Consider the following 22,869-nt stretch of genomic DNA (forward strand, 5'->3'; position numbering starts at 1 on the left):
GTCCGTTACAGGCGCCCGTTCTGCATCAACGAATACACCACCATGCCGATCACGAACACGTTCGCGCCGATGATGCCGGTGCGGCCATACATGGATTCGAATTTCCAGTTGGTTCCGCTGCGCCCGCGTCGTGCCGAATCGCGCGCGATCATTGGTGCCATCACCCGCTGCAGCGGCACCAGGCACTGGTAGTTGACCACGCCCAGGCCCAGTGCCAGCGCCAGCAGCTGGCCCCACACCGGTGCCTGCAGCAGCACCGCCAGCAGGATCAGCAGGCACCAGACCAAGCCGGTGCCGGTGTTCAGGCGTACAAAGCGTCGTACCTGCGTGCGTTCGCTTTCGGTCTCGGTGTACGACATCAGGAAGCGGGCACCGAGATAGCTGCCGATCGCGCCGCCGATGACACCGCCGGCGATCGCACTCCAGCTTTCGGCTGGCAGCACGTGCAGCTGGCCCAGCGTCGCGGTCAACGTGCCCATCGCGGTGCCGCCCGCAGCGCTGACGCCACCCAGGCCTAGCTTGCTGCCGCCGATGCCGACGCCGGTACCCAGCAGGATTGCTGCGCTGGCGGTGCCGGGCGCGGCGATCATCACCATCGACACCACCGTCGTTGCAAACGCGGCACTGGGCGCGCTGCTGCGGGCGAATTCGCCGAAGCGCTGCAGCAGGCCTTCGCGCACCTGCGCACGGGCACGTGACAAGCGCTTGCGTACTGCCGCGTCACTGAGCCCGAGCAGGTCAGCGACCTGCTGCGAATGCTGGCCCTCGCGGTAGTACAGCAGCAGTACTTCGCGGCTGTCGGCGGGCAGGGCGGAGATGATGTCTTCGGCAGCGATTTCCTCCTCCAGCCGCTGCAGGCGATCGGCCGCACCCGGGGTCGGATCCGCGGCCATGGTCAAAGCCACTTCGGCAGCCTCGCCGCTCAGCGGTCGGCCACGTTGCGCGCGCAGCCAGTCACGGGCGAGGTTGCGGGTGATCTGCCGCAGCCAAGGCAGGAAACTGGTCGCGCTGCGCAGCTGGTGCAGCTGCTGCCAGCCCTTCACGAACGCTTCCTGGGCGATGTCCTCGCTGGCCTGGCGGTCGCCGGTGATGGCCAGGGCGATGGCGGTGACCGTGTTCTGGCAGGCCAGCACGATGCGCCCATAGGCATGCTGGCAACCGCCGCTGGCGGCCGGCAGTTCGCGGTGCAGTGTGTCGTCGATGGTTGCGGCGAAGGTCGTCATGGCGGCGGGCTCCTGCAGGGATTGTGTCCCATGACGGAGGCGCGTGCGGAATGTGACCCGCCTTCCCAAGGTAGTGCCGGCCGCTGGCCGGCATCCTCTTGGAGCCGTTCGGTAGGTTGTGGTTGCCGGCCGGCGGCCGGCACTACTTCGCCGGCTGGATGCGGACCCGCACTTCCTCTTCTTCCGGCGGTGCGGGCGCGACCGGTTTGGCCGGCTGCGGTTGGACCTGCGGGGCGGGCGCCGGGGTTGCAGGAGCACCGCGATGGCGCAGGCCGATCACCAGCGCCACGCCGGCGATCACCACCAGCAGCGCGATGCGGATGCGCCAGGCCCAGCCACGACCACCGGCACTTTCCTGCACATCATCGCGGAAGGCGAACTCGGCGGTGGGGTGGTCACGGCGGGTGGTGTCGAGCAGGCGGGCGTCGCGCAGGATTTCGCGCGCGCGCGGCTGATCGTCGGCACGCACGACCCAGACCGCCGGATAGGCGCCGGCATTGCCCAGGTCGGTATAGCTGAACTGGCCGCGGCGACGGGTCTTGTAAGAGCGCCCGTTGGTGACCTTTACCTGGATGTCGTGGCTGCGCAGGAGCTCGGCCACGCCTTCCACGGTTTCCACGCGCTGGCTGCTGAAAATCTGACGCATCGGATCAATCCTTGGCCGGCACGGCGGCCGCTGCTGCCTGGTCCGGAACCACGCGGATCAAGCCTTCCTGGGCGGTGCTGGCAACCAGCACGCCATCACGGGTGAAGAACTGGCCGCGGGCCAGGCCGCGCGAATCCTGCGCGCTGGGGCTGTCCAGCGAGTACAGCAGCCAGTCATCGGCGCGGAACGGGCGATGGAACCAGATCGCGTGGTCCAGCGAGGCCATCTGCACGTGCGGATGGTAGTAGCTGATGCCGTGCGGGAAGGTTGCCGTGCCCAGCAGGTGGAAGTCCGACGCGTAGGCCAGCAGCGCCTGGTGCAGCTCCGGTGCATCGCCTACACGCTCGCTCAAGCGCAGCCAGACCTGGTGGTAGGGCGGGCGCTTGGGCGGGTTCAGTTCATCGCGCGGATACACATGGCGGAACTCGAACGGACCACCGCGCGACAGCCAGCGCTGGACCTTGATCGGCAGGCGCTCCAGCACTTCGGCAGGCAACGGACGGTTCGGTTCGATGTCTTCCGGCTGCGGCACTTCAGGCATCTTGTGCTGATGCTCGGCACCGGATTCGGCCTGCTGGAACGACGCCGCGCAGAAGAAGATCACCTTGCCATGCTGGATCGCGGTCACCCGGCGCACCGAGAAACTGCCACCGTCGCGGGTGCGGTCCACGTCGTAGACGATCGGATGGTCGATGTTGCCGGCGCGCAGGAAATAGGCATGCAGCGAGTGCACATGGCGACCGTTGTCGACCGTCGCCTGGGCGGCCGCCAAGGCTTGGCCCAGCACCTGCCCGCCGAACACGTACTTGGTGCCGATGTCGCGGCTCTGGCCGCGGAACAGGTTGTCCTCCAGCCGCTCCAGCGTGAGCAGATCGATCAGCTCGGAGACGACGGGTTCGGGCGTGTCGTTCAAGGGGGCGGCCACAGCGATGAAAGAGGGCCCGATTATACCGGTCAGGGGTCAGATCCCTTTCGCATCGCGAAAGGGATCTGACCCCGATGCCGCGCGCTGGCCGATTTTCGGTAGTGCCGGCCGCTGGCCGGCAGCCTCGTGATCCTCCCGGGATGCCTGCGGTTGCCGGCCAGCGGCCGGCACTACCGTTTACTTGCCGAGGCGGGCGGCCAGCGCCTGCAGCGCGTTCTGCGCGTCCGGGGCGAACCAAGCCTCGACGAAGCGGTCGAGCTGGATCAGGTCCGGGTGCAGGGCGTCGTGCAGCTCGGCGCGGGCGATGGCACGGGTCAGCAGCATCGGCTGCCGCGGCTGCTTCAGCAGGTCCTGCAGCCAGGCCACCGCGCGGGCTACCACCAGCTCGCCATCAACCAGTTCATCGACCAAGCCGATCTGCAGGGCCTGTTCGGCGGGTACCAGTGCGCCGGTGGCCAGCAGGACGCTGGAGCGGTGCGCGCCCACCGCACGGCGCAGCAGGCGCTGGATGCCTTCCGGCGCGATCAGGCCGACCTGCACTTCGTTCAGGCCGATGGCATACGGGCGCGCCGGATCGGCACTGCGTGCCATCACCCGGTAGTCGCAGCACAGGGCCAGCACGCAGCCGCCGGCCGGTGCATGACCGGTGATCGCCGCAACCACCGGGATGCGACTCTCGGCCAGCGTACGCACCGCGCCGAAGAAGGCGTTCCAGGTGTCCAGCAGCTTGTGCTTGTCATCGCCGTGCGAGAGCAGGTGCGGCACGTCCATTCCGCCGGTGAAGACGCGCTCGCTGCCGGACAGCACGATGCCGTGCGCGTCCTCGGTCATGGCCAGTTCGATGGCATGGATCAACTGCCGGCACAGTTCGGTGTCCAGGGCATTGACCGGCGGCCGCGCCAAGCGCAGTTCGCGGATGGGGCCATGGTTGATCACCTCGATGAGCGTCGTCATGCTGCAGGTCTCGTTGCGAAGAAGGAACCAGGACGATGATAACCAAACCATGCGTCGGCGTACTGTTCGTGCTGTGTGCGCTTGCAGCATCGGCGTCGGCGGCCGAGGAGACCAAGTGCGTCACCGTCGAGCAGGGCTGGGTACGGTTGTTGCCCAACCCGAAGATGGCAATGACTGCCGGTTATGCGGTTATCCGCAATGGCTGCGCCACGGCGGTGGCGATCACCGGTGCACGCAGTGCGAGCTTCGGCGATGTGTCGCTGCATGAGACCACGATCGTCGATGGGGTCAGCCGCATGCGTGAGGTCCGGCGCCTGCCATTGGCACCCGGCGCTAGGGCCGTACTCAAACCCGGTGGCCTGCACCTGATGCTGATGGACGGCTACCGCACCCTGGAGGAGGGGCAGCCGGTGTGGCTGCAGCTGAAGCTGGAGGATGGCACCGAAGTCAGCACGGTGTTGAATGCGCGCAGGGCGGCGCCGTAACGCGATGGTAGTGCCGGCCGCTGGCCGGCAGCACAGGAAATGCCGGCCAGCGGCCGGCACTACCGACGATGCTTACGACCAGTCGTACGAGAACAGCACCGTGCGGCTTTCCGGCTCGTACAGCATCACGATCGCATCGGCGCCGGCTGCGCACCAGTTGTAACCGGCCACTTCTGCCACGGCGAAGAATTTCCTGCCATCGCGGGTGATGATCGCGCACTCGGCATCGTCCGGCGCATGGCGGTCGTCGGCCGCCTCGGTGAACTCCAGCGCGAAGGCAGCGGGAATCTCTGCGGTTTCAATCCAGTTGCCGGTTGAGATCTGCCCGCCCAGCACATCAAGGTACGCCTGCTCGCCGGGCTCGCCATCGCCATAGCGCGAATAGCTGGCCAGGCGTCCATGCTGCTGGAAGTACGCGTGTGCCTTGCTGTAGCTCTCACGCATCTCCGTGATGTGCTCCAGTGCGTCTTTGTCCTGCACCTGGTCGCCGATGAAGTAGCCCTCGTCGCCGAGGAAACGCATGCGGTTGTCGGCGGTCAGTGCAAAGGCGATCCAGTTGGTACCGGTGAAGGCGTTGTGGTGTTCTTCGGTGGTTTCGCCGATGCAGCCTTCATAAGGCTCGATGGGGCACAGCAGGGTCGCGACCTGGCCGGCCAGTTCCGGACGCAACACGCCGAGATCGATCTTCAGCAGCGGCAGCAGGTGCTGTCCAAGCCATGCCTGGTCATCGGGGAACACGTCGCCGGGGAAGGGGACCATGCCGGGCAGCAGGTCGCGCAGTTCAGTCTGGTGGATCATGTCAGTCCTTTGAAGGGTGTCGGTAGTGCCGACCGCTGGCCGGCAACCGTGCACATCCGTTCGGGAGCATGAGGTTGCCGGCCAGCGGCCGGCACTACCTTCAGGTGGAAGCGTTGCGGATCGCGTCCGGCAGTGGCGCGCTCTTGCCGGTCTGCGTATCCATCCACACCACCACCACGTTGCCGTCCGAATACAGCCTCGATTCGTCCTGCTGGTCGACGATGCGATGACCGATGGTCACGCTGCTGTTGCCCAGGCGTTCGACGAACAGCTCGACCAGGATGTCGTTGGGCCACACGATCGGCAACCGGTAGTTGACGTTGGTGGCAGCGACCACCGGCGCGATGCGGTCGGTCATCGACACGCCGTCCACACCCAGCATCCAGCGCACGCGCGCCTCTTCCAGGTAGGAGATGTACTTGGCGTTGTTGACGTGGCCCATGCTGTCCATGTCACGCCAGCGCACGCTGATCGGAATGCGGGCCAGGATCTTGTGTTCGCTGCTCATCAGACGTCCTTCTTCTTGGTGCCGGCGGTGGCGGTTTTGCTGGCCTTGCCGGTGCTCTTGGCGGCGGCGGCCTTCTTGGCCGGCTTCTCGGGCTTCACCTTGCGCGGCGGGCGCGCATCGGGCTTGTTGGCCACGGCGGCGGGCTGGTCAGGCCGCGCGCTGGTGGACGGCAGCATCCGGGCGAGGAACTGGCCGGTGTACGAATCCGGGCATGCGGCAACGTCTTCCGGCGTACCTGTCACCAGGATGGTGCCGCCGCGATGACCGCCTTCCGGACCCAGGTCGATGATCCAGTCCGCGGTCTTGATGACGTCCAGGTTGTGCTCGATCACCACCACCGTGTTGCCCTCGTCGCGCAGCTTGTGCAGCACGCCGAGCAGCGCCTCGATGTCGTGGAAATGCAGGCCGGTGGTCGGCTCGTCGAGGATGTACAGGGTGCGGCCGGTATCGCGACGCGACAGTTCCTTGGACAGCTTCACGCGCTGTGCTTCACCGCCGGACAGCGTGGTCGCGCTCTGGCCCAGCTTGATGTAGCTCAGGCCGACATCGACCAGGGTTTCCAGCTTGCGGGCGATGGACGGTACCGGCTCGAACAGCTTCAACGCATCTTCGACGGTCATTTCCAGCACGTCGTTGATGTTGAAGCCCTTGTACAGGATCTCCAGCGTTTCGCGGTTGTAGCGCTTGCCATGGCAGACATCGCAGGGCACGTACACGTCCGGCAGGAAGTGCATCTCGACCTTGATCAGGCCATCGCCCTGGCAGGCTTCGCAGCGGCCACCACGCACGTTGAAACTGAAGCGTCCCGGCGAATAACCGCGCGCACGCGATTCAGGCACCTGTGCAAACAGTTCGCGCAGCGGTGTGAACAGGCCGGTATAGGTGGCCGGGTTCGAGCGCGGAGTACGGCCGATCGGCGACTGGTCGATGTCCACCACCTTGTCGAACAGGTCCAGGCCATCGATCTCCTTGTACGGCGCGATCGGGTGCGAGGCGCCGTTGATCTCGTTGGCGGCCAGCGAGAACAGGGTGTCGTTGATCAGGGTCGACTTGCCCGAGCCGGACACGCCGGTCACGCAGGTCAGCAGCCCCGCCGGAATCGCCAGGTCCACGCCTTTCAGATTGTTGCCGGTGGCGCCACGCAGATGCAGCGTCATCTTCGGGTCCGGCTTGTGCCGGCGCGCCGGGATCTTGATCGCGCGCTTGCCCGACAGGTATTGGCCGGTCAGCGAACGCGGTGCATCGAGGAGGTCCTGCAGGCTGCCCTGGCCGACGATCTCGCCGCCATGCACGCCCGCGCCTGGCCCGATGTCCAGCACGTAGTCGGCCAGGCGGATCGCATCTTCGTCATGCTCGACCACGATCACCGTGTTGCCGAGGTCGCGCAGGCGGGTGAGGGTGCCCAGCAGGCGTTCGTTGTCGCGCTGGTGCAGGCCGATGGACGGCTCATCGAGCACGTACATCACGCCCACCAGACCGGCACCGATCTGGCTGGCCAGGCGGATGCGCTGTGCTTCGCCGCCAGAGAGGGTGTCGGCCTTGCGCTCCAGGGTCAGGTAATCCAGACCGACGTCGACCAGGAAGCCGAGGCGTTCGCCGATCTCCTTGACGATCTTCGTGGCGATTTCGCCACGCCAGCCCGGCAGGCTCAGTTCGCTGAAGAACTTCAGAGCCTCATCGATCGGCAGCACCACCAGTTCCGGCAGCGGGCGGTCGGCCACGAACACGTTGCGCGCGGCCTTGTTCAGGCGCGCGCCGTTGCACTCGGGGCAGGCATGCTCGCTGATGTACTTGCCCAGCTCTTCCTGCACCGCCGCCGATTCGGTTTCCTTGTAGCGGCGTTCGAGGTTGGGAATGATGCCTTCGAAGCGATGCTTGCGCTGGGTGCGGCCACCGGCCTCGGTGAAATAGGTGAAGGTGATCGCTTCCTCGCCACTGCCGTACAGCACGGCCTGCTGCACCTTTGCCGGCAGCGAGTTCCACGCCGCGTCGGTGTCGAACTTGTAGTGCTTGGCCAGCGAGGCGATCAACTGGAAGTAATAGGCATTGCGGCGATCCCAGCCGCGCACCGCACCGGCAGCCAGCGACAGCTCGGGATGCACCACCACGCGCGAGGGATCGAAGAACTCGGCCATGCCCAGCCCGTCGCAGCCGGGGCAGGCGCCCATCGGTGCGTTGAACGAGAACAGACGCGGTTCCAGTTCGGGCAGCGAGTAGTCGCAGACCGGGCAGGAATACTTGGACGAGAACAGGGTAGGAGTCGCGCTGGCGTCGTCCAGCGACTGCACCGACGCCATGCCATCACCCAGTTTCAGGGCCGTTTCGAAGCTCTCGGCCAGGCGCTGCTTGATGTCTTCGCGCGGGCGGAAGCGATCGATCACTGCTTCGATGGTGTGCTTCTGGCGCAGTGCCAGCGGCGGCACCGCATCGATTTCGTAAAGCTCGCCATCGACGCGCACACGCACGAAACCCTGCGCGCGCAGCTGGTCGAACACCTGTGCGTGCTCGCCCTTGCGGTCGCGGATCACCGGCGCAAGCAGCATGTAGCGCTGTTCCGGGTCCAGCGTCAGCATGTGGTCGACCATCTGGCTGACCGTCTGCGCTTCCAGCGGATAGCCGTGGTCGGGGCAGCGCGGGGTGCCGACACGTGCGTACAGCAGGCGCAGGTAGTCGTAGATCTCGGTGATCGTGCCGACCGTCGAACGCGGGTTATGCGAGGTCGACTTCTGCTCGATCGAGATCGCCGGGGACAGGCCTTCGATATGGTCCAGGTCCGGCTTTTCCATCACGCTAAGGAACTGCCGCGCATACGCCGACAGGGACTCGACGTAACGCCGCTGGCCCTCGGCATAGATGGTGTCGAACGCCAGCGACGACTTGCCCGAACCGGACAGGCCGGTGATCACGATCAGTTTGTCGCGAGGCAGGTCGAGGTCGATGTTCTTGAGATTGTGCGTCCGCGCGCCGCGGATGCGGATGAAATCCATCGCCATGGGAAATCCGGTTGTGGGGGCGTGGCTGGGCCGCCGGGCCAGCGAAAGGGCGGCAATCGGTCAGCCTACCGAGGTGACCAGATGGGGGCAATGGGCGACAATGCCAGCCCGGTGTCTCACCTCGTGAGACCGGCCGACAGACAGGGGTCAGATCCCTTTTCACGTGGTGAAAAGGGATCTGACCCCGTTCCGGCCCGGCCTCCACAGCCGTTCAGGGGTTGACTTGACCCGTCCCCGGTGGTCCACGTACAATTCCGCTCCTGTCCGCCCTCGACGGCGGCAGTCCATAGACCACAATAACTACAGAGGAAGTCTGGTCATGTACGCAGTACTGGTCACCGGCGGTAAGCAATACCGCGTGGCGCAGGGCGAAAAGCTCCGCATTGAAAAGCTCGAAGTCGAAGTCGGCAGCGAGATCAAGTTCGACAACATCCTGCTGCTCGGCGACAGCGATGGCATCAAGATCGGCGACGCCCTGAGCGGCGCTGCGGTCACTGCCACCGTCCTGTCCCAGGGTCGTGCCGACAAGGTCCGGATCATCAAGTTCCGTCGCCGTAAGCACCACATGAAGCGCCAGGGTCACCGTCAGTACTACACCGAAATCGAGATCACCGGCATTGCCGGTGGCAGCAAGTAAGGAGATAGGTCATGGCACATAAAAAAGGCGTAGGCTCTTCGCGCAACGGTCGCGACTCCAACCCGAAGTACCTCGGCGTCAAGATCTTCGGTGGCCAGGCCATCGAAGCCGGCAACATCATCGTGCGTCAGCGCGGCACCCAGTTCCACCCGGGTTCCGGCGTCGGCCTCGGTCGTGACCACACCCTGTTCGCCCTGACGGACGGCAAGGTGGAGTTCACCGTGAAGGGCCCGAAGAAGCGTCGCACCGTCAGCGTCGTCTCGGTCGAAGCCTGATAAGGCAACGGCCGGCGCCCATGCCCCGGCATGGAGACGCTGCATGAAGAGCCCCGCTTCGGCGGGGCTTTTCGTTGGAATCAATGGTAAAACGGGCATCGCCCGGTTGTCGGCCAGCGGCCGGCACTACATCAAGGTGGCGGCGTGCATGCCGCGCCCATCGCAGGCATCGAAACAATGAAACTGGTAGACGAAGCAGAAATCGAAGTGTTCGCCGGCAACGGCGGCAACGGCTGCATTGGCTTCCGTCGCGAGAAGTTCATTCCGCTCGGCGGCCCGGACGGCGGCGACGGCGGTGCGGGCGGCAGCGTGTGGATCCGCGCCGACGAAAACCTGAACACCCTGGTCGACTTCCGCCATGACCGCATCTTCAAGGCGCAGCGCGGCGAGAACGGCATGGGCCGCCAGGCCTATGGCAAGGGCGGCGAAGACATGGTCATTACCGTGCCGGTCGGCACCGTGATCATCAACGTGGCCACCGATGAAATCATCGGCGACCTGACCCAGCATGGCGACCGTCTGCTGGTGGCCAAGGGCGGCCGCGGCGGCCTCGGCAACATGCATTTCAAGAGCTCCACCAACCGCTCGCCGCGCCAGGCGCTGCCGGGTGAGCCGGGTGAAGAGCGCACGCTGAAGCTGGAGTTGAAGCTGCTGGCTGACGTCGGCCTGCTGGGCTTCCCCAATGCCGGCAAGAGCACCCTGATCCGTGCGGTCTCGGCGGCGACGCCGAAGGTGGCCGATTACCCGTTCACCACGCTGTACCCGAACCTGGGTGTGGTGAAGGTGGAGAACTACCGCAGCTTCGTGATCGCCGACATTCCGGGCCTGATCGAAGGTGCTGCCGACGGTGCCGGCCTGGGCGCGCAGTTCCTGCGCCACCTGCAGCGCACCCGCCTGCTGCTGCACCTCGTCGACATCTCGCCGATGGAAGGTGGTGTGGAAGGTGTTTCCCCGGTCGAGCAGGTGCGTGCCATCGAGCGCGAACTGGAAAAGCACGATCCGGAGCTGCTGGCCAAGCCGCGCTGGCTGGTGCTGAACAAGGCCGACCTGATGTTCGAGGACGAGGCCAAGGCCGCCGCCGAGAAGATCGTGGCCGAGCTGGGCTGGAAGGAGCCGTGGTTCCTGGTGTCCGCACTGGGTCGCGAAGGCACCTTCCCGATCATGAGCCGGATCATGGCGTTCTTCGATCGCCAGAAGGAAGACGAGCTCGAGGCGGCCCGCAACGCGCAGTAATGCCTGTTGTGGTTCCCACGTAAAAACCCGGCTTCGGCCGGGTTTTTGCGTTCCGGCAGTGCCGGCCGCTGGCCGGCAACCCCAGTGAACTGACGGCCAGCGGCCGGCACTACCGGTTGCGCGAACCGCGGGGATCGCCCAAACCGCAGGCAACAAAAAACCCGGCCGAAGCCGGGCTTTTGCGTGCTGCCGGAGCCGAAGCCCCAGCAACCAACCGGATCAGGCGGCCTGGAGGGCCTTGATGCGGTCGTTCAGGCGGCTCTTGTGGCGAGCAGCCTTGTTCTTGTGGATCAGGCCACGCGCGCTGAAACGATCCAGGATCGGCTGGGCAACGGCGAAGGCGGCTTGAGCGCCGGCGGCATCGTTGGCGTCCAGCGCCTTGATCACTTTCTTGACAGCGGTGCGCAGCATCGAGCGCTGAGCCACGTTGCGCGCGTTGCGCACGACGGTCTGCTTGGCGCGCTTCTTGGCGGACTTGATATTGGCCACGGTGGTGGTTTCCTGAAAAATCGGTGTTATGGGAACAGCAAGCTAGCTAGTATGATGGCGTAAGAAATGTACGTCAAGTCGATTGTCAAGAGGGACGTTGAGTGAGTTCACCCAAGATGTTGCGGGGCCTGCTGTCGTTCAGCAGCATGACCATGGTCTCGCGGGTTCTCGGCCTGGTCCGGGACCAGGTGGTGACCTCGACCTTCGGCACCAACGCCATCACCGATGCTTTCTGGGTCGCCTTCAGGATACCCAATTTCCTGCGCCGGCTGTTCGCCGAGGGCTCCTTTGCCACCGCATTCGTGCCGGTGTTCACCGAGGTGAAGGAAACCCGCAGCCACGCCGAACTGCGTGAACTGATGGCCCGCACCGCCGGCACCCTGGGCGGCGTGCTGATGCTGGTCACTGCGCTGGCGCTGATCTTCGCGCCGCAGCTGGCGTCGGTCTTCGCAAGTGGCGTCGACACCGACCCTGCCAAGCAGGGCCTGCTGATCGACCTGTTCCGCCTGACCTTCCCGTTCCTGCTGTTCGTCTCGCTGACCGCCCTGGCCGGTGGTGCGCTGAACAGTTTCCAGCGCTTCGCGATGCCGGCGCTGACCCCGGTCATTCTCAACCTGTGCATGATCGCCGGCGCGCTGTGGCTGGCGCCGCGGCTGGGTGGCACGCCGGAAAAGCAGATTCTTGCCCTCGGCTGGGCCGTGCTGGCCGCCGGTCTGCTGCAGCTGCTGTTCCAGCTGCCTTCGTTGAAGGGCATCGACCTGCTGACCCTGCCGCGCTGGGGCTGGAACCATCCGGGCGTGCGCAAGGTGATGACGCTGATGGTGCCGACCCTGTTCGGCTCATCGGTGGCGCAGATCAACCTGCTGCTGGATACCGTCATCGCCGCCAAGCTGACCGATGGTTCGCAGTCCTGGCTGTCGCTGGCCGATCGCTTTCTGGAACTGCCGTTGGGCGTGTTCGGCGTGGCCTTGGGCACGGTGATCCTGCCGGCGCTGGCCCGCCACCATGTCAGCACCGACCGCGAAGGCTTCTCGCGCTCGCTGGACTGGGGCCTGCGCATGACCCTGCTGATTTCGGTGCCGGCCATGCTGGGCCTGCTGCTGCTGGCAGAGCCGCTGATCTCGACGATCTTCCAGCATGGCCAGTTCACCGCCTTCGACACCCGCATGACGGCGCTGTCGGTGTACGGCCTGAGCTTCGGCCTACCGGCCTTTGCGCTGCTGAAGGTGGTGTTGCCGGCCTTCTACGCGCGCCAGGACACCAGAACGCCGGTGCGTGCCGGTGTCGCCGCGCTGGTGGCCAACATGGTGTTCAACTTCGCCCTGCTGGCGGTGCTGTACCAGGTGATGGTGCCCGATGAGCTGAAGGCGCAGGGGGTGATGGCCGCCCTTGGCAAGCAGCCCGGCCTGCACCTGGCGCTGGGCATTGCCAGCGCGCTGTCCAGTTACCTGAACCTGGGGCTGCTCTGGTACTGGCTGGGCAAGACCGATGTCTACCAGCGGCGTCCGGGCTGGGGCGGCTACCTGCTGCGGCTGTTGCTGGCGTGCACAGCGATGGTCGGCGTGCTGCTGGCCCTGCTGTACTGGCTGCCGGGCTTCTCGTCGATGGGCGTGTGGGAGCGGATCGGCGCCCTCGGTCTGCTGGTCGGCGGTGGCGGGCTGACCTACCTGCTGGCGATGGTGGCGATGGGCTTCCGTCCGCGCGACCTGCGTGGGCATTGATCGTGGCTCCCGGCGGCTATACTTCAGGGTTACACCATTGAAACGGCGGGCTTCGGCCGGCTGGAACGAGAGTTGATGAGCAGGCTGTTCAGAAGCGTCGAGGGCGGGGAGCTGTTCCCCAACGGAAGCGTGGTCTGCATCGGTGCATTCGACGGCCTCCACCTGGGGCATCGTGCGCTGGTGCGGCACGCGGTCGCGCGCGCGCGCGCCTTGGGTGTGGCCGCGGTGGCGGTGGCCTTCGAGCCCTTGCCGCGTGAGTTCTTCGCCCAGGGCACGCCGCCGCCGCGGTTGACCCTGGCCCGCAGCAAGGTCGAGATCCTGCGCGAACTGGGCGTCGATGCAATCGGCCTGCTGCGCTTCGACGCGGCGATGGCGGCGATGCCGGCTGAGGCGTTCGTGCGCCAGCTGCTGGCCCAGCGCCTGAACGCCCGCGAGGTCTGGATCGGGCCGGAGTTCTGTTTCGGCAACCGTCGCCGTGGCGATCTGGCCCTGCTGCAGGCGCTGGGCGCCGAGCTAGGTTTCAGCGCCGGTGAAATCGAAGCGGTCGACCTGCATGGTGATCGCATCTCCAGCACCCGTATCCGCCAGCTGCTGCAGGAAGGCGACTTCGCCCGGGTCGGCGACCTGCTGGGTCGTCCCTACTCGATCAGCGGGCGGGTGGTGCGTGGGCGCCAGCTCGGCCGTACGCTGGGCTTCCCCACCGCCAACCTGCGGTTCCCGAAGACCCCGGCGCTGTCGGGCATCTATGCGACCTGGGTGCACGGGGTGTTCGACCAGCCGTGGCCGTCGGTGTCCAGCTTCGGTACCCGGCCGACCGTGGACGGCGTGGAGCCGCTGCTGGAAGCGCACCTGTTCGATTTCCAGGGCGACCTGTACGGGCGCCACATCGAAGTGGAATTCGTCGCCAAGCTGCGTGATGAAGAGAAATTCAACGATCTGGCGGCGCTGACCGACCAGATGCACCGCGACGCCGAACAGGCGCGTGCCATCCTTTCCGAACATAGATTGCGAGCCACTGCGTGAGCCAGGACTACAAGACCACCCTCAACCTGCCGGCCACCGAATTCCCGATGCGCGGCGACCTGCCCAAGCGCGAGCCGGGCATTCTGGCGCGCTGGGAAGAGCAGGGGCTCTACCAGCAGCTGCGCGACAACGCCGCCGGCCGCCCGCTGTTCGTGCTGCATGACGGCCCGCCGTACGCCAATGCGCGCATCCACCTGGGCCATGCGGTCAACAAGATCCTCAAGGACATCATCGTCAAGTCGCGCTACCTGGCCGGCTTCGATGCGCCCTACGTGCCGGGCTGGGACTGCCATGGCCTGCCGATCGAAATCGCGGTGGAAAAGAAGTGGGGCAAGGTCGGGGTGAAGCTCGATGCGGTCGAGTTCCGGCAGAAGTGCCGCGAGTTCGCCGAGGAGCAGATCGACATCCAGCGTGCCGACTTCAAGCGCCTGGGCGTCACTGGCGACTGGGACAACCCGTACAAGACCCTGAGCTTCGATTTCGAGGCCAACGAGATCCGCGCGCTGTCCAAGATCGTGGCCAACGGCCACCTGCTGCGCGGCGCCAAACCGGTGTACTGGTGCTTCGACTGCGGCTCGGCACTGGCCGAAGCCGAGATCGAGTACCACGAGAAGACCTCGCCGGCGATCGACGTGGCTTACACCGCGCGTGATGCGCAGGCGCTGGCGCAGGCGTTCGGTGTCAGACTGCCGGCCGATGTCGAAGTGGCCGTGCCGATCTGGACCACCACCCCGTGGACGCTGCCGGCCTCGCTGGCGGTGTCGCTGGGTGCGGACATCCGCTACGTGCTGGCCGAAGGCCCGGCGCACAACGGCAAGCGCCGTTGGCTGGTGCTGGCCGCTGCGCTGGCCGAGCGCTCGCTGCAGCGCTACGGCGTGGACGCGGTGGTGCTGCATGGTGAAGCCGAAGGCTCGGCGCTGGAAAACCAGCTGCTGGCGCACCCGTTCTACCTGGAGCGCGACATCCTCGTGCTCAACGGCGAACACGTGTCCGACGAAGACGGTACCGGTGCGGTGCACACCGCCCCCGGCCACGGCCAGGAAGACTACGTGGTCAGCCAGAAATACGGCCTGCTGGACAAGTACAACGCTGGTCAGATCACGCCGGTCGACGGCCGTGGCGTCTACCTGGAATCGACCCCGCCGGCTGGCGACGTGGTGCTGGCGGGCCAGCACCTGTGGAAGGCGCAGGAGGCGATCGTGCAGGTGCTGCGTGACAGCGGCGCACTGCTGGCCTTCGTCGAGATCCGCCACAGCTACCCGCACTGCTGGCGGCACAAGACGCCGGTGGTGTTCCGCGCCACCCCGCAATGGTTCATTTCGATGGACAAGGCCAACCTGCGCAACGATGCGCTGGCCGCCATCGACACCGTCGGCTGGTTCCCGAGCTGGGGCAAGGCGCGCATCCAGAGCATGGTGGACGGCCGCCCGGACTGGACGATCTCGCGCCAGCGCACCTGGGGCGTGCCGATCGCACTGTTCACCCACCGCCAGACCGGCGAGATCCACCCGCGTTCGGTGGAGCTGATGCAGCAGGTGGCAGACCGCGTTGAAGCCGAAGGCATCGACGTGTGGTACTCGCTGGATGCGGCCGAACTGCTGGGCGCCGAAGCGGCCGACTACGAGAAGGTCACCGACATCCTCGACGTCTGGTTCGATTCCGGCGTGACCCATGAAGCGGTGTTGGCCGCACGTGGCTTCGGCAAGCCGGCCGACCTGTACCTGGAAGGCTCGGACCAGCATCGTGGCTGGTTCCAGTCCTCGCTGCTGACCGGCGTGGCCATCGACAAGCGCGCGCCATACAAGCAGTGCCTCACCCACGGTTTCACCGTGGACGAGCACGGCCGCAAGATGTCCAAGTCGCTGGGCAACGGCATCGAGCCGCAGGAAATCATGAACAAGCTGGGCGCAGACATCCTGCGCCTGTGGATCGCCTCGGCCGACTACAGCAACGAGATGTCGCTGTCGCAGGAAATCCTCAAGCGCACCGCCGACGCCTACCGCCGCCTGCGCAACACCGCCCGCTTCCTGCTGGGCAACCTGGACGGTTTCGATCCGGCCCAGCACCTGCGCCCGCTCAACGAGATGGTCGCGCTGGACCGCTGGATCGTGCACCGCGCCTGGGAGCTGCAGGAGAAGATCAAGGCGGCGTATGACAACTACGACATGGCCGAGATCGTGCAGCTGCTGCTGAACTTCTGCAGCGTGGACCTCGGTTCGCTGTACCTGGACGTGACCAAGGACCGCCTGTACACGATGCCGACCGATTCGGATGGTCGTCGTTCGGCGCAGAGCGCGATGTACCACATCGCCGAAGCGTTCACCCGCTGGGTGGCGCCGATCCTGACCTTCACCGCCGACGAGCTGTGGGGCTACCTGCCGGGCGATCGTGCGGGCCACGTGCTGTTCACCACCTGGTACGAGGGCCTGGCGCCGCTGCCGGACGATGCACAGCTCAACGCTGCCGACTTCGATCAGCTGCTGGCCGTGCGCGAGCAGGTGGCCAAGGTGCTGGAGCCGATGCGTGCCAATGGCGCGATCGGTGCCGCGCTGGAAGCGGAGATCACCATCGCCGCCAGCGAAGAGCAGGCTGCACGCTGGCAGCCGCTGGCCGATGAACTGCGTTTCCTGTTCATCAGTGGTGACGTGCAGGTGCGCCCGGCGACCACCGACGAGGTATTTGTCAGCGCCCAGCCGACGCAGAAGTCCAAGTGCGTGCGCTGCTGGCACCATCGTGCCGACGTTGGCAGCAATGCCGACCACCCGGAACTGTGCGGCCGCTGCGTGACCAACATCGCCGGTGCCGGCGAAGTGCGGAGCTGGTTCTGATGGCCGCCCCGCGCCCGCATCCCAATGCGCTGATCTGGCTGCTGCTGTCGGCAGTCATCATCGGCCTGGACCAGTGGTCGAAGGCCTGGGTGCTGTCGAGCCTGCCGGAGTTCCAGCCGGTGGTGGTCATCGACGGCTTCTGGAACTGGTACCGCACCTACAACACCGGTGCAGCGTTCAGCTTCCTGAGCGATGCCGGTGGCTGGCAGAAGCATTTCTTCACTGTGCTGGCGATCGCCATCAGCGGCCTGATGGCCTGGTGGCTGCGTGCTACCGCCCGTGGCAACTGGAGGGCCGCGGTGCCGTACGCGCTGATCATCGGCGGTGCGATCGGCAACGTGATCGACCGGCAGGTGCATGGCCACGTGGTGGATTTCATCCAGTGGTACGTCGGCGAGCATGTCTGGCCGTCGTTCAACATCGCCGATTCGGCCATCGTGGTGGGTGCCGTAGGCATCGCCCTGTTCGGCCTGTTCGAAGGCAAGTCCGCCAAAAAGGCGGATAATGCCAACCCGAAACCGTAAGCCGGCCGCTGCCGGGAGACTGAACTGATGGATGTGCTGCTCGCCAACCCGCGTGGTTTCTGTGCTGGTGTCGATCGTGCGATCGAGATCGTCAAGCGCGCGATCGAAACGCTGGGCGCGCCCATCTATGTCCGCCATGAAGTGGTGCACAACCGCTTCGTGGTCGATGACCTGAAGCAGCGCGGCGCGATCTTCGTCGAAGAGCTCGACGAAGTGCCAGACAACAACACCGTCATCTTCAGCGCCCATGGTGTTTCCCAGGCCGTGCGCCTGGAAGCCGAGCGTCGTGGCCTGAAAGTGTTCGACGCCACCTGTCCGCTGGTGACCAAGGTCCACTTCGAAGTCGCCCGTCACTGCCGTGCCGGCCGTGACGTGGTGCTGATCGGCCATGCTGGTCATCCGGAAGTGGAAGGCACGATGGGCCAGTGGAACCGCGAGGCGGGCACCGGCCAGATCTACCTGGTCGAGGACGTGGAGCAGGTGGCCACGCTGCAGATCAACCAGCCGGAAAACTTCGCGTACACCACCCAGACCACGCTGTCGGTGGACGATACGCGCGGCATCATCGAAGCCATGCGCGCGCGCTTCCCGGCGATGCAGGGGCCGAAGAACGACGACATCTGCTACGCCACGCAGAACCGCCAGGACGCCGTGCGCGACCTGGCCAAGCGCTGCGACCTGGTGCTGGTGGTCGGTTCGCCGAACAGCTCCAATTCCAACCGTCTGAGTGAGCTGGCCCGCCGTGAGGGCGTGGAGAGCTACCTGATCGACGGTGCCCACGAGATCGACCCGGCCTGGGTGCTCGGCAAGCAGCATATCGGCGTGACCGCCGGTGCGTCGGCGCCGCAGGTTCTGGTTGATGGCGTGCTGGCGCGTCTGGCCGAGCTGGGTGCCAGCGGCGTGGGCGAGCTGGATGGCGAACCGGAATCGATGGTGTTCGCGCTGCCGAAGGAGCTGCGCCTGCGTCTGGTTGACTGACCGGCAGCGCTGCGGCTGGGCGCGGATCCGCGTCTGGTAGTGCGAACCCTGGACCGGTGCGGGCGAACCTTCGACCGGTGGTTGCGAACCTTGGTTCGCACGACTTCTGGGTGCACGCCATCCACGCATGGCGTGGATCTACCCGGTATTCCTCCGCTTTCCAGTAGATCCACGCCATGCGTGGATGCTGTCAGCCTTCGACCTCGCTCGGTAAGGCTTTGCTGTATCAGGCCGGTGCGCTACCGACCATGACCTTCGGCCATGGGGCTGGGCACCTCACAGGCCTAGCATCGGGGAATCCTCTGCTGCTGGAAGTCGCCTGATGAAAACCCGTGCCCTGGTGATGTCCGTGCTGTTCGCGCTGGCGGCCACGCCCGCGCTGGCGCAGACCCCGCCACCAGGTGACGCCGCCGCCCCTGGCCTGCTGCGCATTGACGTCGACGCACGCGACCTGGCCCGGCGCATCTTCAAGGTGACGGCCACCGTCCCGGCCAAGCCCGGCCCGCTGACGCTGCTGTACCCGCAGTGGATTCCCGGCAACCATTCGCCCACCGGCCCCATCGACAAGCTGGCCGGCCTGCGGGTGACCGCCAACGGCAAGCCGTTGGCCTGGCATCGCGACCAGTTCAACGTGTACGCGTTCAAGGTGGACGTGCCGGCAGGCGTGAGCGAGGTCGTCGCCCACTTCGATTTCCTGTCCTCGCAGGGGGGCAGCCAGGGCCGGGTGGTGATGACCCCGGAAATGCTCAACCTGCAGTGGAATGCCAACTCGCTGTATCCGGCCGGCACGGACGCGCGCAACCTGCAGGCGCAGGCCAGCGTGACCCTGCCCAAGGGTTGGGCCTATGCCACCGCGCTGGAGACCGCGCGCCGCGATGGCGACACTGTGGTGTTCAAGCCGATTTCCTATGACCACCTGGTCGACTCGCCGCTGTTTGCCGGCGAACATCACCAGCGCATCGACCTCGACCCCGGCGCGAAGGTGCCGGTGCATCTGAACGTGTTCGCCGATGATGCCAAATCGCTGAAGCCGACCGACGCGCAGATCAAGCTGCATCGTGCGTTGGTGCAGCAGGCCGACAAGCTGTACGGCGCGCGTCACTACGATCACTACGAATTCCTGCTTGCCCTGACCGATCGCCTCGGCGGCATTGGACTGGAGCACCATCGTTCCAGCGAGAACAGCGCCGATCCGGGCTATTTCACCGAGTGGGACAGCAATGCCTGGATGCGCGATCTGCTGCCGCATGAGTACACCCACTCGTGGAACGGCAAGTACCGTCGCGGTGCCGACCTGGCCACGGCCAATTTCAATACACCGATGGGCGACAGCCTGCTGTGGGTGTACGAAGGCCAGACCCAGTTCTGGGGCCAGGTGCTGGCCGCGCGTTCGGGTCTGTGGACTACTGAGCAGGCGCGCGACATGCTGGCCAACGTGGCGGCAACCTACGATCGCGGCCGCCCGGGCCTGGCCTGGCGCCCGCTGCAGGACACCACCAACGATCCGACCATCGCCCAGCGCCGCACGTTGCCGTACCGCAACTATCAGATGAGCGAGGACTACTACTCCGGCGGGCAGATGCTGTGGCTGGAAGTGGAGGGCAAGCTGCGGGGGCTGACCGGCAACCGTCGCAGCCTGGATGATTTCGCGCGTGCGTTCTTCGGCGTCGGCAACGGCGATTGGGACGTCAATCCGTACACCTTCGATGACGTGGTGGCGACCCTCAACGGCATCGCGCCATACGACTGGGCGAGCTTCCTGCGCCAGCGGCTGGATGGAAACGGATCGTTGACCGGCGGCCTGGAACTGGCGGGCTGGAAGCTGGTCTACCGCGATGCGCCGAACGAGGCCTACAAGGCACAGGAAAAGCGCGCGAAGGCAGCGCTGCTGGCCTACTCGCTGGGCGCGACGGTGCTCGACAGTGGCGTGGTCGGCGATGTGATCTGGGACAGCCCGGCGTTCAATGCCGGCCTGGCGCCAGGCATGAAGGTGATCGCCATTGGCGGTCGCGAGTACAGCAGCCAGCGCCTGAAGGATGCGGTGGCTGCAGCGGCCACTGACAAGACGCCGATCACGCTGCTGGTCAAACAGTTCGACCGCATCGATACGATGAAGATCGACTACCACGGGGGCCTGCAGTATCCAGTGCTGGAACGCATTGCCGGCCGCCCGGACCGCCTTGCAGAGCTGTGGAAGGCACGATGAAGCTGCGCACGCGCGATGGGCTGATCCTGGTGGTGGCCGTGCTGGCCATCGTCGGCGCCTACCTGGACGGCGACGGGCGGTGGCTGCACTGGTTGGCCAAGCCGGCGACCACGCTGCTGATCGCCGCCATCGCCTGGCAGGCGCGGCCGGTGGCGGATGCGCACTATCGGCGCGCGGTGCTGGCCGGCATGCTGTTGTCCTGCGTTGGCGATATCGCGCTGATGCTGCCGATCGACGCGTTCGTGCCCGGCCTGGTTGCCTTCCTGCTGGCGCATCTGTGCTACATCGCCGCGTTCCGTGCCGGCCTGCGCGCGGGTCGCGGACTGCTCGCTGCGTTCGTGCTGCTTGCTGCATTCGCTTTGATCAACGTCGCCGGCCTGTGGCCGCATCTGCCGCTGCCGATGCGCGTTCCGGTGTTGGCCTACGTCGTGGTGCTGGCCGCCATGGCGGTGCTGGCACTGGCCCGTTACTGGAAGCGGCCGCACGCCGATGCGCTGGAAGCGGGCAGTGCGCGTTGGGCCGCCGGTGGTGCACTGCTGTTCGTGGCCAGCGATTCAATGCTGGCATGGGATCGCTTCGGCGGCGGCCTGCCGTTGGCCAGCCTGCTGGTGCTGTCCACGTACTACGCCGCGCAGTACGCCATCGCCCGCTCGGTGAGGTAGCAGAAAAGGGGACGGAGGGGATCAAGTCGCTTTGGCCCTCGTCGCGCCACTTGCGACTTGATCCCCTCCGTCCCCTTTTTCTACTGCAGGTTGCCCCTGGCGTCGTAGCGCAGGCGCACGGTCTGGCGGTCGCCGGCCACTTCATCCGGCAGCCACACCAGCTTTCCGCCCTTGCGGATGACCACATACACATGGCCGACGTCGGCAGGTGTACGCATCAGTGCATTGCGCTGTTGCTGCAGGGCCTGCGTCACCCGTGGCACGGCATCGAAATCGATGTTGGCCAGTGCGGTGCTGCTGCGGCGCAGGGTGATGGTCGGCGCGAACTGTTGCGGGTTCACCGCATCGCCCTTGCGCCACTGCCCGCGTTGGTAGTGGTAACCATCCACATGGCCTGGTTGCTGTGGATCGACCAGGTCGATGTCGATGCGGCCGTCGTCATGGAAGTGGATGCTGTGGAAGACGACCAAGCGTTCGCCGGCCAGTCCGGGCATCGCTTCCAGCGCCTGCCTTGCAGCCTGCAGGCGCTCGGCGTCGAGCAGCAGGTTCGGCCGCGTGCGCCCGGGCACCTGCATCGGTTCGGCTGCCGCCCGTGGCGTGGCGATGGCCGTGGTGCGCAACGGTTGTTCCCAGGGGTATTGCTGCGCTGCATCCATAGGCGTGGTCGATGCAGCGCTACGCAGGGTCGCGTTGACGGTCTGCAATGCACCGCCCGCCGTGGCGACACCGGCCAGGGCAAGCACCACGCCAGCGAACACCAGCGGTGTGGACACGGGCCGCTTCACGCTTCCTCCATGCGCACGCTACGGCGATCATCCGGGTCGTACAGGATGTCGACCTGCCCACGTGGAATGTTGGCCAGTTCGAGCAGCGCAACGAAGCGGCGCACGCTGGCCTGCTGCACGTTGCCCTCGCGGTCGAGATATTCCAGCTGGAACTCCACCTGCGGTTGTTCGTTGACGTAGGTGCCGGTCTGGCGCACGTCGAGCACCCGCGCTTCGGCACCGATGCCGCGGTACTTGAGGGCTTCGCCGCGCGCGTCGATCTGCAGCGTACCGGCCAACAGGCGCGCCAGCAGGCGCAGGCCGATCAGGTAGCTGCACAGCACCAGCGGGCAGATCAGCAATGGATGACCGAAACCGAGGAACGTCCAACCCATGCCATCGCTTTGCAGCCGGTAGGCCATGACGTACGCGGCAGCGACCACGATGACACCGATCACGCCGCCGATCGCACGGCGCCACAGGCTGGCGCTGTCCAGTTCCGGTTGCGCGCCTTCCAGCATCAGGTTGGGCGAGGGGCCCGGCGTGCGGCTGAGCAGTACTCCCAACTGCTTGCCCACGGCAAAACGCTGCAGCTGTGGCTTGCTGTCGACCACGATCAGCGTTTCGGTGATCGGCGTGCCGGATAGATTGTCGAAGGCCAGTTGCAGCCGCCACTGCGCGAAGCCGCGCACCTGCACGCCGGTCTGTTCTGCCTGCTCGATGCGCGCGCTGCGTGGCTCGCCGTCGGCCAGGATGCTGCGCACGCGTTGCAATGCACGCGGTGGCGCCAGCAGCAGGTAATGCAGGAAGGCGTACAGCAGCACCAGCCACAGCGTCAGCGATGTCGCCAGCAGACCCAGCGCCAACCACGGCGCGCTGCGGTCGCCCACGTCCAGCGGCCAGCTGGTGCCGAAGTAGAGAAGGCAGGGGAAGGGCAGCGCGAAGAACAACATGAGCGCGCCCAGGAACCAGAGGTAGGCTTTCATGACTCGCCTTC

General features: G+C 66.0%; 22 protein-coding genes. 12 read left to right on the forward strand and 10 right to left on the reverse strand.

Annotated elements, in window-relative coordinates; all coding sequences use genetic code 11:
* Positions 1-5: 5 nt before the first annotated feature.
* From ACQ5SA_RS07685 to ACQ5SA_RS07700, 4 genes are all read right to left on the reverse strand, one after another.
* Positions 6-1,223 (reverse strand): RNA polymerase sigma factor, encoded by a 1,218-nt coding sequence (locus ACQ5SA_RS07685; protein ID WP_499313825.1) that lies wholly within the window; start codon positions 1,221-1,223, stop codon positions 6-8.
* 142 nt (positions 1,224-1,365) lie between these two features.
* On the reverse strand, positions 1,366-1,869 hold the full coding sequence (locus ACQ5SA_RS07690; protein ID WP_499313827.1) for a pathogenicity-like protein: 504 nt from the start codon (positions 1,867-1,869) through the stop codon (positions 1,366-1,368).
* A gap of 4 nt (positions 1,870-1,873) precedes the next feature.
* On the reverse strand, positions 1,874-2,794 hold the full coding sequence (gene tesB, locus ACQ5SA_RS07695; protein ID WP_406779147.1) for an acyl-CoA thioesterase II: 921 nt from the start codon (positions 2,792-2,794) through the stop codon (positions 1,874-1,876).
* A 177-nt stretch (positions 2,795-2,971) separates the two neighbouring features.
* Complete coding sequence (locus ACQ5SA_RS07700; protein WP_499313829.1) at positions 2,972-3,748, reverse strand: enoyl-CoA hydratase/isomerase family protein; 777 nt, start codon at positions 3,746-3,748, stop codon at positions 2,972-2,974.
* Positions 3,749-3,783: 35 nt separating this feature from the next.
* Here ACQ5SA_RS07700 and ACQ5SA_RS07705 point away from each other — a divergent pair, with 35 nt between their 5' ends.
* Positions 3,784-4,233, forward strand: a complete 450-nt coding sequence (locus ACQ5SA_RS07705; RefSeq protein ID WP_499313831.1) for a copper chaperone PCu(A)C — start codon at positions 3,784-3,786, stop codon at positions 4,231-4,233.
* 72 nt (positions 4,234-4,305) lie between these two features.
* Here the strand turns inward: ACQ5SA_RS07705 and ACQ5SA_RS07710 are convergent, their stop codons facing one another.
* From ACQ5SA_RS07710 to uvrA, 3 genes are all read right to left on the reverse strand, one after another.
* Entirely contained in the window at positions 4,306-5,031 is a 726-nt protein-coding gene (locus tag ACQ5SA_RS07710) for an enolase (protein ID WP_499313832.1), read from the reverse strand.
* A 100-nt stretch (positions 5,032-5,131) separates the two neighbouring features.
* The gene (locus tag ACQ5SA_RS07715) at positions 5,132-5,539 is read right to left on the reverse strand and encodes an acyl-CoA thioesterase (RefSeq protein WP_499313833.1); all 408 of its coding nucleotides are present in this window, start codon (positions 5,537-5,539) and stop codon (positions 5,132-5,134) included.
* A complete protein-coding gene (gene uvrA / locus ACQ5SA_RS07720; RefSeq protein ID WP_499313835.1) occupies positions 5,539-8,532 on the reverse strand; it encodes an excinuclease ABC subunit UvrA in 2,994 nt (997 codons plus the stop codon). The genes ACQ5SA_RS07715 and uvrA overlap by 1 nt, the downstream gene beginning before the upstream one ends.
* 319 nt (positions 8,533-8,851) lie before the next feature.
* On the opposite strand from uvrA, the gene rplU reads away from it, so the two are divergent.
* From rplU to obgE, 4 genes are read left to right on the forward strand one after another with little or no spacing between them, the layout of a single operon-like run.
* Entirely contained in the window at positions 8,852-9,169 is a 318-nt protein-coding gene (gene rplU / locus ACQ5SA_RS07725) for a 50S ribosomal protein L21 (RefSeq protein ID WP_004148331.1), read from the forward strand.
* An 11-nt stretch (positions 9,170-9,180) separates the two neighbouring features.
* Complete coding sequence (gene rpmA, locus ACQ5SA_RS07730; RefSeq protein WP_089239574.1) at positions 9,181-9,444, forward strand: 50S ribosomal protein L27; 264 nt, start codon at positions 9,181-9,183, stop codon at positions 9,442-9,444.
* 43 nt (positions 9,445-9,487) lie between these two features.
* Positions 9,488-9,625, forward strand: a complete 138-nt coding sequence (locus ACQ5SA_RS07735) for a hypothetical protein (RefSeq protein ID WP_157804331.1) — start codon at positions 9,488-9,490, stop codon at positions 9,623-9,625.
* Positions 9,622-10,677 (forward strand): GTPase ObgE, encoded by a 1,056-nt coding sequence (gene obgE, locus ACQ5SA_RS07740; RefSeq protein ID WP_025873852.1) that lies wholly within the window; start codon positions 9,622-9,624, stop codon positions 10,675-10,677. The genes ACQ5SA_RS07735 and obgE overlap by 4 nt, the downstream gene beginning before the upstream one ends.
* A gap of 219 nt (positions 10,678-10,896) precedes the next feature.
* Here the strand turns inward: obgE and rpsT are convergent, their stop codons facing one another.
* On the reverse strand, positions 10,897-11,166 hold the full coding sequence (gene rpsT, locus ACQ5SA_RS07745; protein ID WP_025873851.1) for a 30S ribosomal protein S20: 270 nt from the start codon (positions 11,164-11,166) through the stop codon (positions 10,897-10,899).
* 116 nt (positions 11,167-11,282) lie between these two features.
* Here rpsT and murJ point away from each other — a divergent pair, with 116 nt between their 5' ends.
* The 7 genes from murJ to ACQ5SA_RS07780 all read left to right on the forward strand — a co-directional run bounded on the left by murJ (position 11,283) and on the right by ACQ5SA_RS07780 (position 21,108).
* Positions 11,283-12,887 carry a murein biosynthesis integral membrane protein MurJ gene (gene murJ, locus ACQ5SA_RS07750; RefSeq protein WP_100551857.1) on the forward strand — a complete coding sequence of 535 codons (1,605 nt, stop codon included), beginning with the start codon at positions 11,283-11,285 and terminating at the stop codon, positions 12,885-12,887.
* A 75-nt stretch (positions 12,888-12,962) separates the two neighbouring features.
* Positions 12,963-13,910: a bifunctional riboflavin kinase/FAD synthetase gene (locus tag ACQ5SA_RS07755; protein WP_089239580.1), complete on the forward strand. Its 948-nt coding sequence runs from the start codon at positions 12,963-12,965 to the stop codon at positions 13,908-13,910.
* Positions 13,907-16,738 carry an isoleucine--tRNA ligase gene (ileS, locus tag ACQ5SA_RS07760; RefSeq protein WP_499313837.1) on the forward strand — a complete coding sequence of 944 codons (2,832 nt, stop codon included), beginning with the start codon at positions 13,907-13,909 and terminating at the stop codon, positions 16,736-16,738. The genes ACQ5SA_RS07755 and ileS overlap by 4 nt, the downstream gene beginning before the upstream one ends.
* Positions 16,738-17,262, forward strand: a complete 525-nt coding sequence (gene lspA / locus ACQ5SA_RS07765) for a signal peptidase II (protein ID WP_499313838.1) — start codon at positions 16,738-16,740, stop codon at positions 17,260-17,262. Before ileS ends, lspA begins: the two co-directional genes overlap by 1 nt.
* A 27-nt stretch (positions 17,263-17,289) precedes the next feature.
* Positions 17,290-18,240 carry a 4-hydroxy-3-methylbut-2-enyl diphosphate reductase gene (gene ispH, locus ACQ5SA_RS07770; protein WP_499313840.1) on the forward strand — a complete coding sequence of 317 codons (951 nt, stop codon included), beginning with the start codon at positions 17,290-17,292 and terminating at the stop codon, positions 18,238-18,240.
* Positions 18,241-18,562: 322 nt separating this feature from the next.
* The gene (locus ACQ5SA_RS07775; RefSeq protein WP_499313842.1) at positions 18,563-20,446 is read left to right on the forward strand and encodes a M61 family metallopeptidase; all 1,884 of its coding nucleotides are present in this window, start codon (positions 18,563-18,565) and stop codon (positions 20,444-20,446) included.
* Positions 20,443-21,108 carry a lysoplasmalogenase gene (locus ACQ5SA_RS07780; RefSeq protein ID WP_499313844.1) on the forward strand — a complete coding sequence of 222 codons (666 nt, stop codon included), beginning with the start codon at positions 20,443-20,445 and terminating at the stop codon, positions 21,106-21,108. Before ACQ5SA_RS07775 ends, ACQ5SA_RS07780 begins: the two co-directional genes overlap by 4 nt.
* 80 nt (positions 21,109-21,188) lie before the next feature.
* On the opposite strand, the gene ACQ5SA_RS07785 is transcribed toward ACQ5SA_RS07780, so the two are convergent.
* Positions 21,189-21,893 (reverse strand): hypothetical protein, encoded by a 705-nt coding sequence (locus ACQ5SA_RS07785; protein ID WP_499313845.1) that lies wholly within the window; start codon positions 21,891-21,893, stop codon positions 21,189-21,191.
* Entirely contained in the window at positions 21,890-22,858 is a 969-nt protein-coding gene (locus ACQ5SA_RS07790; RefSeq protein ID WP_499313847.1) for a hypothetical protein, read from the reverse strand. The genes ACQ5SA_RS07785 and ACQ5SA_RS07790 overlap by 4 nt, the downstream gene beginning before the upstream one ends.
* Positions 22,859-22,869: the final 11 nt, after the last annotated feature.

It is taken from the genome of Stenotrophomonas indicatrix, from assembly GCF_050573115.1.
GTDB classification, from domain to species: domain Bacteria; phylum Pseudomonadota; class Gammaproteobacteria; order Xanthomonadales; family Xanthomonadaceae; genus Stenotrophomonas; species Stenotrophomonas lactitubi_A.